At 70.1% G+C, this 16,206-nt stretch carries 17 protein-coding genes; 10 read left to right on the top strand and 7 right to left on the bottom strand.

Annotated features, from left to right (window positions below; all coding sequences use genetic code 11):
• Nucleotides 1–123: 123 nt before the first annotated feature.
• Together bioB and bsaP are read left to right on the top strand one after the other, a co-directional pair.
• Nucleotides 124–1,152, top strand: coding sequence for a biotin synthase BioB (bioB, locus tag MB1_RS22580; RefSeq protein WP_066913058.1), 1,029 nt, complete (start codon nucleotides 124–126; stop codon nucleotides 1,150–1,152).
• The gene (gene bsaP / locus MB1_RS22585; protein ID WP_066912969.1) at nucleotides 1,152–1,349 is read left to right on the top strand and encodes a biotin synthase auxiliary protein BsaP; all 198 of its coding nucleotides are present in this window, start codon (nucleotides 1,152–1,154) and stop codon (nucleotides 1,347–1,349) included. Before bioB ends, bsaP begins: the two co-directional genes overlap by 1 nt.
• A 5-nt stretch (nucleotides 1,350–1,354) precedes the next feature.
• Here the strand turns inward: bsaP and MB1_RS22590 are convergent, their stop codons facing one another.
• On the bottom strand, nucleotides 1,355–2,662 hold the full coding sequence (locus MB1_RS22590) for a DUF7373 family lipoprotein (RefSeq protein WP_066912972.1): 1,308 nt from the start codon (nucleotides 2,660–2,662) through the stop codon (nucleotides 1,355–1,357).
• 197 nt (nucleotides 2,663–2,859) lie between these two features.
• Nucleotides 2,860–3,504, bottom strand: a complete 645-nt coding sequence (locus MB1_RS22595) for an isochorismatase family protein (RefSeq protein WP_066912974.1) — start codon at nucleotides 3,502–3,504, stop codon at nucleotides 2,860–2,862.
• A 148-nt stretch (nucleotides 3,505–3,652) separates the two neighbouring features.
• Here MB1_RS22595 and MB1_RS22600 point away from each other — a divergent pair, with 148 nt between their 5' ends.
• Entirely contained in the window at nucleotides 3,653–4,006 is a 354-nt protein-coding gene (locus MB1_RS22600) for a VOC family protein (RefSeq protein ID WP_066912976.1), read from the top strand.
• 80 nt (nucleotides 4,007–4,086) lie between these two features.
• Here the strand turns inward: MB1_RS22600 and MB1_RS22605 are convergent, their stop codons facing one another.
• Complete coding sequence (locus tag MB1_RS22605; protein WP_066912978.1) at nucleotides 4,087–4,776, bottom strand: NUDIX hydrolase; 690 nt, start codon at nucleotides 4,774–4,776, stop codon at nucleotides 4,087–4,089.
• A 74-nt stretch (nucleotides 4,777–4,850) separates the two neighbouring features.
• Between MB1_RS22605 and nadA the strand changes: the two genes are divergently transcribed.
• The 5 genes from nadA to MB1_RS22630 all read left to right on the top strand — a co-directional run bounded on the left by nadA (nucleotide 4,851) and on the right by MB1_RS22630 (nucleotide 10,726).
• Nucleotides 4,851–5,903 (top strand): quinolinate synthase NadA, encoded by a 1,053-nt coding sequence (gene nadA / locus MB1_RS22610; protein WP_066912979.1) that lies wholly within the window; start codon nucleotides 4,851–4,853, stop codon nucleotides 5,901–5,903.
• Nucleotides 5,900–7,423 (top strand): L-aspartate oxidase, encoded by a 1,524-nt coding sequence (nadB, locus tag MB1_RS22615; protein ID WP_066912981.1) that lies wholly within the window; start codon nucleotides 5,900–5,902, stop codon nucleotides 7,421–7,423. The genes nadA and nadB overlap by 4 nt, the downstream gene beginning before the upstream one ends.
• An 8-nt stretch (nucleotides 7,424–7,431) precedes the next feature.
• The gene (gene nadC / locus MB1_RS22620) at nucleotides 7,432–8,301 is read left to right on the top strand and encodes a carboxylating nicotinate-nucleotide diphosphorylase (RefSeq protein WP_066913060.1); all 870 of its coding nucleotides are present in this window, start codon (nucleotides 7,432–7,434) and stop codon (nucleotides 8,299–8,301) included.
• A gap of 65 nt (nucleotides 8,302–8,366) precedes the next feature.
• Complete coding sequence (locus tag MB1_RS22625) at nucleotides 8,367–8,864, top strand: hypothetical protein (protein ID WP_066912983.1); 498 nt, start codon at nucleotides 8,367–8,369, stop codon at nucleotides 8,862–8,864.
• Nucleotides 8,861–10,726 (top strand): hypothetical protein, encoded by a 1,866-nt coding sequence (locus MB1_RS22630; protein WP_066912985.1) that lies wholly within the window; start codon nucleotides 8,861–8,863, stop codon nucleotides 10,724–10,726. The genes MB1_RS22625 and MB1_RS22630 overlap by 4 nt, the downstream gene beginning before the upstream one ends.
• Before the next feature lie 115 nt (nucleotides 10,727–10,841).
• Here the strand turns inward: MB1_RS22630 and MB1_RS22635 are convergent, their stop codons facing one another.
• From MB1_RS22635 to MB1_RS22650, 4 genes are all read right to left on the bottom strand, one after another.
• Nucleotides 10,842–11,033, bottom strand: coding sequence for a hypothetical protein (locus MB1_RS22635; protein WP_084352500.1), 192 nt, complete (start codon nucleotides 11,031–11,033; stop codon nucleotides 10,842–10,844).
• 141 nt (nucleotides 11,034–11,174) lie between these two features.
• The gene (locus MB1_RS22640; RefSeq protein ID WP_066912989.1) at nucleotides 11,175–11,744 is read right to left on the bottom strand and encodes a nuclear transport factor 2 family protein; all 570 of its coding nucleotides are present in this window, start codon (nucleotides 11,742–11,744) and stop codon (nucleotides 11,175–11,177) included.
• Nucleotides 11,745–11,763: 19 nt separating this feature from the next.
• The gene (locus MB1_RS22645; RefSeq protein ID WP_066912991.1) at nucleotides 11,764–12,261 is read right to left on the bottom strand and encodes a winged helix-turn-helix transcriptional regulator; all 498 of its coding nucleotides are present in this window, start codon (nucleotides 12,259–12,261) and stop codon (nucleotides 11,764–11,766) included.
• A gap of 70 nt (nucleotides 12,262–12,331) precedes the next feature.
• Nucleotides 12,332–13,849, bottom strand: coding sequence for an APC family permease (locus MB1_RS22650; RefSeq protein ID WP_066912993.1), 1,518 nt, complete (start codon nucleotides 13,847–13,849; stop codon nucleotides 12,332–12,334).
• Between the two features lie 276 nt (nucleotides 13,850–14,125).
• Between MB1_RS22650 and MB1_RS22655 the strand changes: the two genes are divergently transcribed.
• A complete protein-coding gene (locus tag MB1_RS22655; RefSeq protein WP_066912995.1) occupies nucleotides 14,126–15,598 on the top strand; it encodes an APC family permease in 1,473 nt (490 codons plus the stop codon).
• Nucleotides 15,595–16,206 carry a helix-turn-helix domain-containing protein gene (locus MB1_RS22660; protein WP_066912997.1) on the top strand — a complete coding sequence of 204 codons (612 nt, stop codon included), beginning with the start codon at nucleotides 15,595–15,597 and terminating at the stop codon, nucleotides 16,204–16,206. Before MB1_RS22655 ends, MB1_RS22660 begins: the two co-directional genes overlap by 4 nt.

The following is a 16,206-nucleotide window of genomic DNA, read 5'->3' on the forward strand; positions in this document are numbered from 1 at the left end:
CCAACTTGACGTGAACGCCGTTCAAGTGAACGCTGTTCAAGTACGTCGTGTAGAGCAGATCGTGTCGTCCGCACCCGGGAGAAGCCAGTGACCGAAGTCGTATCCGCACCCTCGGCCGTCGACCTGCCGGGTGGTACCCCCGCTCCGGCGGGCGATCCGTCCGACATCCTCGCCCGCGCCCGCGCGCTGGTCCTCGAGACCGGCGAACCGCTCGACCGCGCCGGCCTGCTCGAGGTGTTGACGTTGCCCGACGAGCGCATCGAGGAGCTGCTCGCCCTGGCCCACGAGGTGCGGATGCGCTGGTGCGGCCCCGAAGTCGAGGTCGAGGGCATCATCAGCCTCAAGACCGGCGGCTGCCCGGAGGACTGCCACTTCTGTTCGCAGTCCGGCAAGTTCGAATCCCCGGTGCGCGTCGCCCGCCTCGACATCCCGTCGCTGGTCGAGGCGGCCAAGCAGACCGCCAAGACGGGTGCGACCGAGTTCTGCATCGTCGCGGCGGTCCGCGGACCCGACCGCATGCTGATGTCCCAGGTCGCCGCCGGAATCGAGGCGATCCGCAACGAGGTCGAGATCAACATCGCCTGCTCGCTCGGCATGCTGACCCCGAGCCAGGTCGACGAATTGGCCGGCATGGGCGTGCACCGCTACAACCACAACCTCGAAACCGCCCGCTCGCACTTCCCGAACGTGGTCACCACCCACACCTGGGAGGAGCGGTGGGAGACCCTGCGGCTGGTCTCCGAGGCGGGGATGGAGGTCTGCTGCGGCGGCATCCTCGGCATGGGGGAGAGCCTCGAGCAGCGCGCCGAATTCGCCGAGCAGTTGGCGGAACTCGCGCCCGACGAAGTCCCGCTGAACTTCCTCAACCCGCGCCCCGGCACCCCCTTCGGCGACCTGGACACGATGCCCGCCGCGGACGCCCTGCGTGCGATCGGTGCGTTCCGGCTGGCGCTGCCGAAGACGATTCTGCGCTTCGCCGGCGGCCGGGAGATCACCCTCGGCGATCTCGGTGCGCGCCAGGGCATCCTGGGCGGCATCAACGCCGTGATCGTCGGCAACTACCTCACGACCCTGGGCCGCCCCGCGGAATCGGATATCGATCTGCTCGTCGACCTCGGTATGCCGATCAAGACCTTCGGCACGGTCGTCTAGTGGCGTTCGACCCGTTCACCGGCGTCGAGGTGGCGGCGGGTTCGCCGGCCGACCGGCCCCGCGCCGCGGTGCTGGGACTCGAACCGCCGCGCTATTGCGCGGAGTGCGGGCGGCGGATGGTCGTGCAGGTGGTCCCGGACGGGTGGACCGCACGATGCTCGCGGCACGGGCAGCTGGAATCGGCCGCCGGCCCGTAGCCGGGCTACTGCGCGGACCCGAGAATCAGGTACTGGGCGGAGATCGCCCGGTGGACGTCGGCGAGGCCCTCGAAGCGATTGACCTCGCCGACAAACCGCCCGCGCTGAACCAGGCACGTGTAGTACGGCATTGCCGGTCCCGGCAGGGCGAAGCAGAAGGTGTCGGGGAGATTCGGAGGCGACGGTATGTCCGCGGCGCCCGCGTCGAGCGCGTGTTCGCGCAGCAGAGTTGCCAACTCCGCTGCCGCCTCGGCATCCTCGGCGCGGAAGACCGTCGAGGCATCGGTCGCCACCCGGTCGGTGCCGGTGCGTTCGAGAAGGTCGAGGGTGTCGACGTCGTCCTGCTCGTGGAGGTAGCCGCGCGGACCGTGGACGGTTCGGGTGCCCCGCGCGCCCGTCTCGGCGCCGGGGAGCGTCAGGGTCAGGAGCTGATCCTCGTCGATGGGCAGCCGGGCGAGGTCGGCCTTCTCGATCGGCTCGAAGCGATCGAGGAGCGGCAGCTGCAGATCGACCAGGCGGGTGATCGCCGGGGCGATAGCCGATTGCCGGTCGGGTGTGGTGCTCGCCCGGGCGTGCAGGACGAAGCGTCCGTGCGGGGTGACCGCGGCGGCGGACGTCAGGCTGCCGTCCGTGGTGACGGCGGAATGCACCAGCGTGTCGGGGAGGCCGCCGATGCTCTGCTCGGACGAGCCGATGGTCGTGCGCCCGGCGGCGTGAATCTCCTGCGCGGCGCGTTCCGCCGTCGCCGCATCGGGATACTGCAGCAGCGTGATGGCGAGGTCACGCACACCGACCTGCGGATTCCCGTCCGCGTTGGATACAACGCGCGTCGTCGTGGCGGCTGCGACCAGGTCGACCTTCGCCGCCGACGCGGCTGGGCCATCCATCGCCGCCGTGAGGGACAGCCCACCGTCGGTGTACATCATCCCGGTGCCGATCACCAGCGCCCGAAGTTTGTTGTCCACCTGGTGCGGAAAGACCAGCGCTTCGGCGAGTCGCCACCCTGCGACCTCGCGACCCTCGGTGATATCGCGGACCATGCCGAAGTCGGGTCGCGCGGTGGTGGGGTAGTCCCCGGTATCGAGAAGGGTCGGATCGACGCCCGAGTCGCGCGTGTCGGCGGTCGGCCTCGTGTCGGTCGGCGTGGTCGTCGCGGGGTCGGTCGCCGAAATGTCGGTCGTCGCGACATCGTCGGCGGCGATCGGATGTCCGCTCGCGGACGAGCCGCAGGCGCTGAGCAGCAGCACGGAGATCACTCCGGCGGCCACCGTGCGGAAGGATGCGTCACGCAGTCGTTCCGGTCCGTCCGGCATGTCGCGATCGTACGTTCCGGTTGGACCGGCTCCTCGCGAGCAGTACACAACAGGTGCGACAGAGCGAGGGCGAGGACCTATTGTCCTCGACCTCGCCGTGCCGAGCGTCTTGTGTCATCGGCCCCGGGACTCGGCGTGGAGATGGGTGCGGGCGCACATCCCGCGCGCCCGCACCCGTGCGGTCGGAATCCGTTCGGTCAGTTCGGAGTCGAGAGGTGCTCGACCGCCGTTTCGGAGGCCACGAACCGGGCGCCCTTGTCCCGCATACGATCGATCGCGGCGCTGCCGTCTCCGGGATTCATGTCGACGGCCGCGATCGCATCGGCGAGCACCTCGACCCGGACATCCCGGCCCTGCGCGCCGAGCTTTTCCGCGAGAGTGCAGGCGTCGAGCACCGTATTGAGCACGCAGTAGTCGGTGGCCAGACCTCCGACGATCACGGTCACCGGGTCGGCGGCCGCGGAGATCAACGACTCCAGCGTGGCTGAGCCGTCGTGGGCGGCTCCCTCGAACCCGGAGTAGCCGTCCTCGGTACCGGTGCCCTTGTCGATGACGATGTCGGTGTCGGCCAGTTCGAGACCGGCGCGGAACTGCGCCCCCTCGGTCCCGGCGACGCAGTGCACCGGCCAGATGTCGAAGTGCGGGGTGACCTCGGGATGCCAATCCCGGGTGGCGACAACGGTTCCGCCGATCGCCCGGGTCGCGGCCAGGACCGCGTTCATCGGCGCGATCACCTCGTCGCCGGCGGCGACGGCCAGCGAGCCACCGGGACAGAAGTCGTTCTGGATGTCCACCGCGATCGTGATCGTCGATCCGTTCGGGGCATCGGGTGTGGCGGTCATGCCGCTCCTTCCGGTTGTGGGGTCATGCCAGGGTGCGCCTCGGCGCCGGCGAACCGATCGGCAGGTGCCTTCCGGTCTGCGCGGGTGTGGCCATCGCGGTGGGGATAGCCTGCTGGTGGCAGCAGGGTGCGCCGATGGAGGTATACGGATGAGCAAGCACGAAGTGAAGATGATCGTTCTGTCGACCGACGATCTCGACGAGTCGATCGCCTTCTACACCGAGACTCTCGGTTTGCCCCTGAAGTTCCGGGACGGAACACATTTCGCGGCGATCGATGGCGGTTCGGTGACGATCGCCCTCGCCACGTCGATCGATCATCCGATCCCGGGACAGGTGGTCGTCGGGATCAAGACCGATGACGTCGACGCCGATGCCGCCGCGGTCGAAGCCGGTGGCGGCGCGATCGTCGCGGCGCCGCACGACGACGCGCACGAGCGGCGCGCCGTCGCCTACGACAGCAAGGGCAATGGGCTGGTCTTCTACAGCCCGCTGCCGCGCTGAGCGACGCCCCACTCCGGCCGGGCGCAGTCGAGCCCGGCCGGAGATGACCCGCCTTGTGGTGACCGGACCGGCTGCGACGGTCATCCGGGCGGCCGTAGAGCCGCGAACTCGTCGGTCACCCGCAGCGTCCGGTCGCTGAACCGGTACAGCGCGGCGGGTCGACCGCCGGACCGGCCGACGCGGGCCGTCTCGCCGGTCGGCGTCAGCACCGCCCGTCGGGTCAGCACGCGCTGCAGGTTGGTCGCGTCGACCGGATAGCCGAGCGCCGCACAGTAGATCTCGCGCAACCCCGACATGGTGAACTCCGCCGGTGCCAGGGCGAAGGCGATGTTGGTATACGACAGCTTCGCGGCGAGCCGGGACTGCGCGTGCAGCACCATCGTCCGGTGATCGAAGGCCATCTCCGGCAGTGCGGCCACCGGGTGCCAGGAGGTGTCGTCGGGCAGGTGCGGATCGGCGGTCCGGGGGATCAGTCCGAGGAAGGTGCTCGCGACGGTTCGCGGCCCCGGCATCCGGTCCGGTTCGGAGAAGATCGATAGCTGCTCGAGGTGAGCGACCTCGCGGACATCGACCTTCTCGGCCAATTGCCGCAACACGGACTCGTTGAGATTTTCGCGGGCGCCGAGGATTCCGCCCGGCAGGGACCAGGCGTTCACCTGCGGTTCCATCGCACGTTTCCACAGCAGAACGCACAATTGCGGTCGGTCGGCTACCTCCCGAATCTGGAAGATGACGGCGAGGACCTCGTGTCGGGTGCTACCATGTGTCACGTTTTCGATTATAAGTCGAAAACCTCGCGGCCGGGCATCCTCGGTCACGATCTCCGGACAGACAGGAGCGGACCATGACGACTTTCTCGCATCTCGCGGACGTCACGGCATCCGACACACGGGCCCGCATCATCGATGGACCCGGGGGATATACCGGCATCGAGGCCGATCGGGCCTGGGCCGAAGAGGTCGCCGACCTGGCTCGGCAGCGCAATGCGACGCTGCTCGCGCACAACTACCAGCTTCCCGAGATTCAGGACGTCGCCCACCACGTCGGCGACTCGCTGGCTCTCTCGCGGATCGCCGCGGAGGCGGACACCGAGGAGATCATCTTCTGCGGTGTCCACTTCATGGCCGAGACCGCCAAGATCCTGTCCTACGACAAGCGGGTGCTGATCCCGGACGAGCGGGCCGGCTGCTCGCTGGCCGACTCGATCACCGCCGCCGAGCTGCGCGCGTGGAAGGACGAGTTCCCGGACGCGGTGGTGGTGTCCTACGTCAACACCACCGCCGAGGTGAAGGGTCTGACCGACATCTGCTGCACCTCGTCCAACGCCGTCGAGGTCGTGCAGTCGATCGACCCCGACCGCGAGGTGCTCTTCCTGCCGGACCAGTTCCTCGGTGCCCACGTCAAGCGGGTCACCGGCCGGACCAATATGCACATCTGGGCGGGCGAATGCCATGTGCACGCCGGCATCAACGGCGACGAACTCGCCGACAAGGTGCGCACCCACCCGGACGCGGAACTGTTCGTCCACCCCGAATGCGGGTGCGCCACATCGGCGCTGTACCTGGCGGGCGAGGGCATCGTCCCGGACGAGCGGGTCAAGATCCTGTCGACCGGAGGCATGCTCGACGCCGCCCGCGTCACCTCCTCGCGCCAGGTCCTGGTCGCCACCGAGATCGGCATGCTCCACCAGTTGCGCCGCGCGGCGCCGGAGGTCGACTTCCAGGCGGTCAACGACCGCGCGTCCTGCCGCTACATGAAGATGATCACCCCGGCCGCCCTGCTGCGCTGCCTGCGCGAGGGCAAGGACGAGGTCCACGTCGACGAGAAGGTCGCCGAGCGCGCCCGCAGCTCGGTGCAGCGCATGATCGAGATCGGCACGCCCGGGGGTGGTGAATGACCGCCTCCGCCGACCTGGTGGTCGTCGGGGCGGGAATCGCCGGGTTGACCGCGGCGCGGGTGGCCGCGGCAGCCGGAATCCGGGTGGTGGTGATCGCCAAGGACGGTCCCACCGGGACGTCCTACGCGCAGGGCGGCATCGCCGTGAGCCGCGGCGCCGATGTCGAGGTCCACCTGGCGGACACCCTCGCCGCCGGCGACGGGCTCTGCGATGTCGACGCGGTGCGCAGCATCCTGGCCGGGGCCGCCGAGGCGGTCGACGAATTGGCCGCGCTCGGTACCGCTTTCGACCGCGGCTCGGACGGCTCGCTGTCCATGACCCGCGAGGGTGGGCACAGCATCAACCGGATCGTGCACGCCGGTGGCGATGCGACCGGGGCGGTGGTCCAGGAGGTGCTGTCCGCGGCCGGTCCGACCGTGCGCCACCACTGCACCGTTATCGACATCCGCACCGACGCACACGGGGTCGCCGGTGTGGTGGTCGCCGGGCCCGACGGCATCACCACGATCGACACGCCGGCGGTGCTGATCGCCACCGGCGGGATCGCGGGGCTCTATGCCGCCGGCACCAATCCGCCCGGGTCCACCGGTGACGGCATCGCGCTCGCGGTGCGCGTCGGAGCGCGGGTTGCCGACCTCGAGTTCGTCCAGTTCCACCCGACCGCCCTGTGGATCGAGGGGGCGACCGGGCGGATACCGCTGGTCAGCGAGGCGGTCCGCGGTGAGGGCGCGGTGCTGCTCGACCGTGCCGGGCACAGCATCACCGCCGGCGTGCATCCGCTCGGCGACCTCGCCCCCCGCGACATCGTCGCCCGCGCGATCGCCGAACGGCTCCGGCAGACCGGCGAATCGCACGTCTGGCTCGACGCCCGCGCGATCGACAACTTCCCCGACCGCTTCCCGACGGTCACCGCCTCCTGCCGCGCCGCCGGCATCGACCCGGCGCACGACCTGATCCCCGTGGCCCCGGCCGCGCACTACCTCTGCGGTGGGGTGATCACCGATACCGCCGGGCGCACCGACGTGCCCGGCCTCTTCGCCGCGGGGGAGGTCGCCCGCACCGGCCTGCACGGCGCCAACCGGCTCGCCTCCAACAGCCTGCTCGAGGGGATGGTCGTCGCCCGGCGCTCCGCCGACGCGATCCGGGAACGCCTGGGCCGCTGGGACCTCGACCGCTGGGAGCCGCGGGATCTCGCCCGCACGGTCGCCGACGATACGAACGACGGTGTCCCGCAGATCCTCTCCGACACCGCCGGAGTCGTCCGCACCGGTGACGGACTCGACGACGCCGACCGCCGCTTGCACGGCCGGGCCGGGGACCGCGCCCTGGTGGCGCAGCTGGTGATCCGGGCCGCGCAGCGGCGCACCGAAACCCGCGGCTGCCATACCCGCCTCGACCACCCGGACACCGATCCCGCCCTCGGCCATTCGCTGGCCTACGGAATTGACCCCGACGGTGAGCCGATCGACCTCGGCCCGGTGCTCCCGCATCCGGCCGCAACCGCGGAGGTGACCCGGTGACCCGCACCGTGACCGAACTGCTGCCGCCCGACCCCGAGGCGGTCCGCCGCGTCATCGATCAGGCCCTGGACGAGGACCTGCGCTACGGCCCCGACGTCACCAGCGCCGCCGTGATCGGCGCCGACCAACGGTGCATCGCGTCGGTCGTCTCCCGCCAGGACGGGGTGGTCGCCGGGGTCGACATCGCGATCGAGGTGCTGGCCACCGTCATCGGCCGCGACCGCTTCGAGGTGCGCGAGGCCCTCGCCGACGGCACCGTCCTCGAACCCGGCTCGGTGGTGCTGACCGTCGAGGCGCCGACCCGCGACCTGCTGACCGCGGAGCGCACCGCGCTGAATCTGATGTGTCACCTGTCCGGCATCGCGACCGCCACCGCGGAATGGGTTGCGGCCGTGGCCGGCACGAACTGCCGCATCCGCGATACGCGCAAGACCCTGCCGGGGCTGCGGGAGTTGCAGAAGTACGCGGTGCGCGTCGGTGGGGGAGTCAACCACCGGATGGGCCTGGGCGACGCGGCGTTGATCAAGGACAACCACGTCGCCGCCGCGGGCTCGGTGGTCGCCGCCCTGCGGGCCGTGCGGGCCGCGGCGCCGAACGTACCCTGCGAGGTCGAGGTCGATTCGCTCGAACAACTCGACGCGGTACTGGCCGAGGGTGCCGAACTGATTCTGCTGGACAACTTCCCGCTCTGGCAGACGCAGGCCGCCGTCCAACGTCGCGACAAGGTGTCCCCGTCGACCAAGCTGGAGTCGTCGGGCGGTCTGCGCCTCGAGGTCGCCGGCGACTACGCAGGCACCGGAGTCGACTACCTCGCGGTCGGCGCCCTGACCCATTCGGTCACGGTGCTCGACCTGGGATTGGACTTTCCTGCGGCCTGACCATGTCCGGACGGGCCATCCGGCACCCGCCGGTCGCGGTGTCGGACATGCCCTAGGCTCGAACGATGTCCGATTCGACGGAAGCCGCCGAACCGCGCCGCACCCGCGGGGTGGTTCTGGTGTCGATCCTGTTGAGCCTGATCGGTATCCAGGGTCTCGTCCTGGTGGCGCTGACCCTGCTCGACTACGCGATGCCGCGGACCGCGCAGACCGCGCTCGGTGAGGCGACGGTGCTGCGGTCGCTGGACACCCTGGGCCCGTGGTGGCAGGTCGGCATCGGCGCGGGCGGGGCGGCGGTCTTCCTGCCGCTGGCGGTCGGCTTCTGGTTGATGCGCCGCTGGGCGTGGGTGGGCACGATGATCGCCGCGTCGATCACGATCACCGCGCACGTGCTGGCCCGGCTGGTCGGCGGCCTCGATGCCCGGTGGACGTGGAGCGCCGCCTCGTTGGTGCTGACGATCGGCGTCGTGTTCTACCTCAACCTCAACGCGGTCCAACGCCGCTTCCGCGCGCCGGATCCGGAACGCCCACCGGCAACCGTGATTCGGGGTGACCTCGAATGAGCGACCTCGACCTGCTGCGCGCCTACGAGCCGGTGCTCGCCTTCACCCGGGGCGAGATGTTCCACCCCACCGCGGTCGACGGCTACCTCGCCCGCTGTTCCCTGTGGGTCACCGACGGGGAAAGGTCCACCCGCAAACTCGCCGACCCCGGCGAGATCACCCGCGACAATATCGGCGCCCTCAGCGGGGCGGTCGGCTCCGGTGGCACCACCCATCTGCGGTTCGTCGAGGAACCGATGGCCTGGCGCGAATACCTCTCCTGGCGGACCAGCCCGGACCGGCCGCGGTTCTCCGCGATCGGTCGCTGGGCCCGCGTGGGGCTCTTCAGCCGGCTCGTCGACGCCGGCTTCGACATCGCGCTGACCCTGCGCGGCGTGGTCCCCGGCGGCACCACCGCGGTCGCCCAGGAGCAGTACCGCGAATTCGAACCGGACGTGGAGATCCCGACGCCGACCTACTACGGCCGGGTGGTGCGCGAGGGCGGTTGGGTGGCCCTGCAGTACTGGTTCTTCTACGCGATGAACGACTTCCGCTCGACCTTCTTCGGCGTCAACGATCACGAGGGGGACTGGGAGCAGATCATCGTCTACCTGCCGCGCGCGGTGGTCGACGCAGCGGGCGACGGGGTGCCGACGGCGCCGCCGGCGTGGGTGGCCTACGCCGCGCACGACCTGCACGGCGACGATCTGCGCCGCCGCTCCGACGATCCCGGACTGGAATTGGTCGACGGTCGCCACCCGGTGGTCTACGCGGGCGCCGGATCGCACGCGGCCTACTTCGAACCCGGCGAGTACCTGTTCGCGGTATCGCCGCGGGCGTTGATGCGGATCAGCGACGCCGCGGCCACCGCGCGCCGGCTCTGGCGCGATGTGCTCGGCCAGGGGTCGTACGACCCGTCGGAAGCGTCCGACCACCTGCCCTGGTCGATCCCCTTCGTCGACTACGCCCGCGGCGACGGGGTGCGGATCGGACCGGGGGAGACGCTGACCTGGTCACCGGTAGCGCTCGACGGCACCGAGAGCTGGGTGACCGACTATCGCGGTCTGTGGGGGCTGGAAACCCGCGACCCCCTCGGCGGCGAACGGGCCCCGGCCGGACCGAAGTTCGAACGCGACGGACGGGTGCGGCGATCCTGGAGCGATGTGCTCGGCTTCGCCGGGATGGACAAGGTCATCCCGGACCCCGAACTCGCCGATACCCTGGCCGGTCGCCTGGAGCGGCTCACCGCGGAGCGCACCGAGGTCGACGACTCGATCGAGGACGCCCGCCAGGTGGTGCGCGACCAGGAACTCGATCGGCTCGCCGTCGAGGCGGCGTCCGCGTCGCGCGCCGCGTCGGCTCCGATGGCCGAGCACGAGCGCGAGGCGGAACGGCGGTTGCACGGCCTGGTCGCCCGGCGCGCGGAGCTGGACGAGGCGATCCGCGCCGGACACGACCTGCAACGGCGGCTGCGGGTGGGCGAGCCGACCGACCCGCGGGCACATATCCAACACGAGCATCGACCGCAGCCGGAGCCGAGCTATCTGCCGCGGGTCGCGGAGACGTGGGCCGCGGTATCCGGTGGGCTGCTGCTGATCGCCGTGATCGTGCTCGGCCTGTCGGACGTCCCGCACCGCTTCGTGTTCATGGCGCTGACGATCGTCGGGTTCCTCGGCATCGACGCGGCGATGCGCGGTCGCGGGATCCGCTTCCTGCTCAATTACACGATCGGTATGGCGATCGTCGCGGCGATCCTGCTGATGATCACCCACTGGCAGTTGGCGATCCTGCTGCCCGGCGTCTTCGTCGTGTACTCCACAGCGCGTGGGAACCTGCGGGAATTGCGGTCCCTGCGCGCGGTGCGCAAACGGGAATCCCCCTAGAAGCACCACGCGGACCCCATTTCTCGGGCCCGCGTGGTGCCTATCGAACAATGGTTGTCGGCCGATATCGAACCGCGGGTTCGTTAATTCCTATCGGTCGATGTCGTGATGGCGGTTATGACCGTTCGCAGCCGACTCCGTCGCCGTCGCGGTCGAGATCGTAGATATCGTCGCCGATGACGTAGACCGGACCCCGCACGTACGCCGGGCCATTGCCCGAACCACCTTCGCAGTCAACGTCGGACGCGATCGGGACGCATGCGCCCGAGTAGTTCGGGTCGCACTGCTGCGCGCCCGCGGTCGACATCGGTGCAACCGCAAAACCGGCGGTAATGGCGGAAAGGGCGATCGTCAGCGTCAGGAATCGTCTCACGCGGCGAACCATATCCGACTACAGACTGTTCAGTCTCCGATTTGGGCGTTTTATGTAGCTGCCATTGTTGGGTCGTCAGCCCCGCGAACTCGCGGGCGCGGCCATCGGGACGAAGCGGCGGTCCCCGGAGGCTGCCACGGAATCGAGGAACAAGCCGGCGGCCGCCAGGGTGCGGGCGGTGCCGGCATTGCCCTGGCGACGCGCGACCCGCGGTCCGAGCTCGCGCAGGAAGCGGGTGCTCGCGGTCAACGGTCGGAAGAAGAGGGTCAGCGTCGAGATGTTGCCCTCGGGGTCGAAGTCGACGAACTGCGCCTCGTTGATCGCCAGATCGCCGATCCGCGCCTCGACGAACAGGACCGCGCTCGACGGGGTGCGGTCGACCCGCACGTAGTGGATTCCGCTGATGACGTCGAAGACGTCGCGCAGCAGGTCGACCACCTCGTCGCGGCCGGTGAAGGTGAAACGGTCGGTGATCGGCGAGATCAGCACGATGTTGTCGGCGAGCGCCGCGCCCGCCGCTTCGGCGTCGCCCTTCTCGCCCGCGTCGATCCACGCCTCCAGGGCATCGCGCCCCGCTTCGGCCGCCGGCGCGTCGGTCGGCGGCGTATCGGTCGGCCGGCTATCGGTCGGTTGAGCATCGGTCATCGGTGGGCCCCCGTTCCCATCAGTCCGTCATTCCCATCAGTCGTTCCGCGACCACGAGCGTGCCCGGCGCATGCCGTCCGCCCGGTCCCGGCCGTGCCTCGATCCCGGTCGCCCCGACCGGCTCGCCGCACGCCGTGCAGGTCACCGCGGTCTCCAGCGGTGCTCCACAGGCGTGGGTGAACAGCAGCGGCGGCTCGCCGTCGCCGGTCCACCGATCACCCCATTGCGTCAACGCGACCAGGATCGGTACGAGCTGCGTGCCCCGCTCGGTCAGCGCGTACCGCACCCGCGGCGGATGCTCCCGATAGGGCACCTCGCGCACCACCTGCTCGCGCACGAGCAGGTCGAGCCGTGCGGTCAGCAGCGCCCGGGAGATCCCGAGGTCGCGCACGATCTCGTTGAAGGTGTCGACGCCGAGGTGGATATCCCGCAGGATCAGCGGCGTCCACGGGTCCCCGATGACGTCGAGCGTGCGCGCGAGCGAGCACGCGAAGTCGGCAAACGAACGACGGGGCATGCCCCGACCCTAGTAAGTTCACTTTCTGAACTCAAGGATCGAGGCATGCCCCGTCGAAGGTCCGAACGGACTAGCCGGAGATCGTGTCGATCACCTTCGCGTAGCGCTCCGGCCGGGTGCTGCGCATCGTCAGCGCCTGCGCCCCGCCGACCACCGGAAACGCGGCGATCATGATCAGGAAGCCGATCGTCAGCGCACCGAACTGCGGGTTGCCGTCGACGTCGACGTCACCGAGCAGCAGCGGGAAGTTGTCGAACAGGATCACCGTCACCGCGAGCAGACCGAGCAGCCCGATGCCGGGGGCGATCCAGGAGCGCCACGCGCCCACCGCCACCCGGTTGCGGGCGAAGTAGACGATGACCGCCAGACAGGTCAGGGCCATCAGCACGACGATCGCGAAGGTCGCCACACCGCTGAACCAGGTGAACACCTGCAGGTAGGGGTCGAGGCCGGCGACGGTGAAGCCGATGACCAGCACCAGCGCGGTCGCGGTCTGGATCAGCGACGACAGGTGCGGCGAGTGGTGCTTGTCGTGCACCTTGCCGACCGCCTTGGGCAGCAGACCCGCGTTCGACATCGAATGCTGGTAGCGGGTCAGCACGTTGTGGAAGGACAGCACGCAGGCGAAGAGGCTGGTGATCAGCAGGATGTTGACCACCTCCGCGCCGACCGCACCCATGTAGTTCTGGGCGGTGGTGACGATGAAGCCCTCGTAGTCGCTCGCGATCTGAGCGTCGAACTCGCTGCCCCAGCCCTGCACCAGCGCCCAGGACGAGAAGGTGTAGAACACCGCGATCGAGATCACCGCGGCGTAGGTGGCCCGCGGGATCGTGCGCTCGGGTTCGCGGGCTTCGTCGCGGAAGATCGCCGTCGACTCGAAACCGATGAAACCGGCCATGCAGAACATCAGCGCCAGCGCCGGGGCGCCGGAGGTCACCACGTCGGGGCTGAACGAATCGAAGCGGATGCCGTCGTTGCCGCCCTGCGCGAGGATGACCACGGCCAGGATGACCACGATCGCGACCTCGGCGATCAGCAGCACGCCGAGCACCTTCGCGGACAGGTCGACGTGGTGGTAGCCGAGGAAGCCGACGATCGCGACCAGCGCCAGCGACCACGCCCACCAGGGCAGCGTCAGGCCGGTGACGTGGGCGACCCAGTCGCCGAGCGTCATGCCCAGGAAGCCGTAGACCGCCACCTGCACGGCCGTGTAGGTCAGGATCGCCAGCCACGCGGCGGCGACACCGGCCGGGCGGCCGAGGCCGTAGCCGACGTAGGTGAAGAAGGCGCCCGGACGCGGGACGTAGCGGCTCATCGCCGACAGCCCCACGGCGAACAACAACAGGATGGCGCCGCTGATGGCGAACATCGTCGGCGCGCCGGCGCCGTTGCCGAGCAGCGCCGCCAGCGGGAAGCCACCGCCGATGACGGTCAGCGGCGCCGCTGCCGCGACCACCATGAAGACGATGGCGCCGACACCGAGGTTGCCGGTGAGCCGGCGAACGGTGACGTCGGGGGACGAATCGGGCTCGGTGCCCGAGGGTGCGGCGGCGCCCGTGGGCGTCGGCGCGGCGGAATCTGCGCTCATCGGATCCTCCTGAGCCGAGGTGGTTCCATGAGCGTGCGCCGATCGCGTTCCGCACCTGTGCCCGGCGCGAAACAAGTCGGTGACGAGTAAACGAGACCGGCGACGGCCCGAGTCTCATTCGCCGAACGCCCGGTCGCGACATCGGTAACCGGTCGGCAACAGGACTGTCGTAGCGTCCCGGTCCGGGCGGATGCGGTCGGGAGAATCGATGATGACACGTCCGACGGCGAGAGGGGTCACGGTGAAGGCCGCCGGTGCACACGTGGGGACGGCCCGATGAGGGCACTGCAGCGGGCGATCGCCGACCCGCCCCGGGTCTCGGGGGTGACGTCCGAGTCGCCGATGGCCGGGCTGGAACGCCGGTCGATCGGATTTGTCGACGTGCTCGCCCAGTCGGTCGGCGCGGTCGCGCCCGCCGCCGTCGCGGCGACGATGCCGGCGTTGGTGGCCGCGCAGGCGCCGCGGGCGGTGCTGTGGAGTTTGCTGGCCGCCTGGGTGCTGATCGCCGGGGTCGGGGTGTCGTTGAGCGTCTTCACCAAACGGCTGCGCGCGCCGGGCTCGTTGTATACCTTCGTCACCCGCGGCCTCGGTCCGTCGGCGGGGCTGATCACCGCGGTCGCCCAGACGGTCGGCTACGCCTTTGTCGCGATGTTCGGACTGCTCGGCGCGGCGGTGGTCGGGCGCAACCTGATCGCCGGGGCGGGCGGTGACGTCGGCGTGACCGGCAGCACCGCGGCGGGGGTCATCCTCGGTGGGGCGGTGGTGCTGCTGGTCCTGCGCCGCGGCATCCGCATCTCCGCGCGCATCACCCTGGTGATCGAATCCGTCGCGTTGGCACTGATTCTGGTGCTGATCGTCGTCGTGCTGGTGCGGTCGTCGCCCGCCGAGCTGATCGAGCCGCTGCGGGCACCCGCCCCGGCGCTCGGGGCGCTGGTCGCCGGCACGACCATCGCGATCACCGGCTTCGTCGGTTTCGAGAGCGGCGCCTCGCTGGGGCGGGAGGCGACCCGGCCGTTCCTGACGATCCCGCGGACGTTGCGATGGACGGTGATCGTCGTCGGGGCGGTCTACCTACTCGCGGTGTGGGTGCAGGAGGTGGCGACGTCGAGCCTCGGGGTGCCGCTCGCCGGCAACGACGACGTCGCCGGGGCGCTCGCCCGGGCAGCGGACGCGCCGGGCCTGGTGGTGCTGCTCGACATCGGACTGATCACGTCGTTTGTCGCCTGCGCGATCGCGTCCTCGACGGCGCTGAGCCGGGTGTGGTTCAGCCTGGGGCGCGAGGCGGTGCTGCCCGGTGCGTTCGGGACCGCCGACCCGCTGCGGGGAACCCCGCGCGTCGCGCTGGCGGTCGTGGTGCCGATGGCGGTGATCGTGCCGTTGGCGATGGTCGTCGCCGGGATCGAACCCTGGCACGCGATGTCGATCCTCATCTCGATCTCGGCGGTCGGCTATATCGCGTCGTACCTGCTGCTGTGCGCGGCGGTGACGCCGTTCCTGCGCCGGCTCGGCGAGGTCACCTGGCCGGTGGTCACGCTCGCGATCGTCATGACGGCGGTGCTGACCGTGATCCTGGTCGCCTATCTGATCGTCCTGGCCCGCACCCAGACCGGGGCGCTGTGGGCGGTCGCGGTGGTCGCCGTCCTCGGCGCGGTCGGCTACCTCGGGCTGCGGCTGACCAAGCGGTCGGCGATCGAGTCGATGGGCCGCTTCGACGAGACCACCTCGGCGGACCTGCTCGGTGGATCGTGACCGGCGACTTCTCCGGTCGGCAGCCGAGCGCGGTACTCAAGGCGCTGGCTCTGCTCGAGGAGGTGGCGCGGATCGGCCCCGGCGCGACCGCGCAGGACATCTCCGAGCATCTGAAGCTGCCGAAGGCCACCACCTATCGGCTGCTGAACCTGCTGGTTCAACACGAATATCTGGTCCGGCTGCCCGACCTGCGCGGCTTCGCCCTCGGCCACAAGGTCGACATGTTGCGCGGCCCGACCGAGGAGCGGCTGTCGGATGCCCGGATCGATCGGATCCTCGACGACGTGCGCGGCAGCACCCGCGGTGGGGCGCATCTGATCGCCTGGCGCGACGGCGGGGCCGACGTACTGCGCACCGACGGCGACTTTCCGATGACCGAGATCGCCCGGACCGGCCTGCGCGAGCTCGCCGACAACCGCAAGCTGCCGCGGGCGGTCACCGCGGATCGCCCGCTCGGCACCTTCGTCATGCCGATCCGGCGGGAGGCGACCGGGGAGTTGCTCGGGGGACTGGTGTTGATCGTGCCGACGCGCCGGCTCGACGACCTCGACACGATCCATCAAATCGCGTCGGAGGCCGCCGCGAGCCTGCGCGCGGCGTTCGGCTGA

The organism is Millisia brevis NBRC 105863, from assembly GCF_001552615.1.
Taxonomy (GTDB): Bacteria; Actinomycetota; Actinomycetes; order Mycobacteriales; family Mycobacteriaceae; genus Millisia; species Millisia brevis.

Excerpts from the sequence above, each read along its gene's own strand:
- nadA (WP_066912979.1), top strand. The coding sequence starts at position 4,851 with ATGACGACTTTCTCGCATCTCGCGGACGTCACGGCATCCGACACACGG.
- MB1_RS22655 (WP_066912995.1), top strand. The coding sequence starts at position 14,126 with ATGAGGGCACTGCAGCGGGCGATCGCCGACCCGCCCCGGGTCTCGGGG.
- MB1_RS22645 (WP_066912991.1), bottom strand. The coding sequence starts at position 12,261 with ATGCCCCGTCGTTCGTTTGCCGACTTCGCGTGCTCGCTCGCGCGCACG.
- MB1_RS22640 (WP_066912989.1), bottom strand. The coding sequence starts at position 11,744 with ATGACCGATGCTCAACCGACCGATAGCCGGCCGACCGATACGCCGCCG.
- MB1_RS22650 (WP_066912993.1), bottom strand. The coding sequence starts at position 13,849 with ATGAGCGCAGATTCCGCCGCGCCGACGCCCACGGGCGCCGCCGCACCC.
- nadB (WP_066912981.1), top strand. The coding sequence starts at position 5,900 with ATGACCGCCTCCGCCGACCTGGTGGTCGTCGGGGCGGGAATCGCCGGG.
- MB1_RS22600 (WP_066912976.1), top strand. The coding sequence starts at position 3,653 with ATGAGCAAGCACGAAGTGAAGATGATCGTTCTGTCGACCGACGATCTC.
- MB1_RS22625 (WP_066912983.1), top strand. The coding sequence starts at position 8,367 with ATGTCCGATTCGACGGAAGCCGCCGAACCGCGCCGCACCCGCGGGGTG.
- MB1_RS22635 (WP_084352500.1), bottom strand. The coding sequence starts at position 11,033 with ATGTCGACCGCGGGCGCGCAGCAGTGCGACCCGAACTACTCGGGCGCA.
- MB1_RS22595 (WP_066912974.1), bottom strand. The coding sequence starts at position 3,504 with ATGACCGCCACACCCGATGCCCCGAACGGATCGACGATCACGATCGCG.
- MB1_RS22630 (WP_066912985.1), top strand. The coding sequence starts at position 8,861 with ATGAGCGACCTCGACCTGCTGCGCGCCTACGAGCCGGTGCTCGCCTTC.
- MB1_RS22590 (WP_066912972.1), bottom strand. The coding sequence starts at position 2,662 with ATGCCGGACGGACCGGAACGACTGCGTGACGCATCCTTCCGCACGGTG.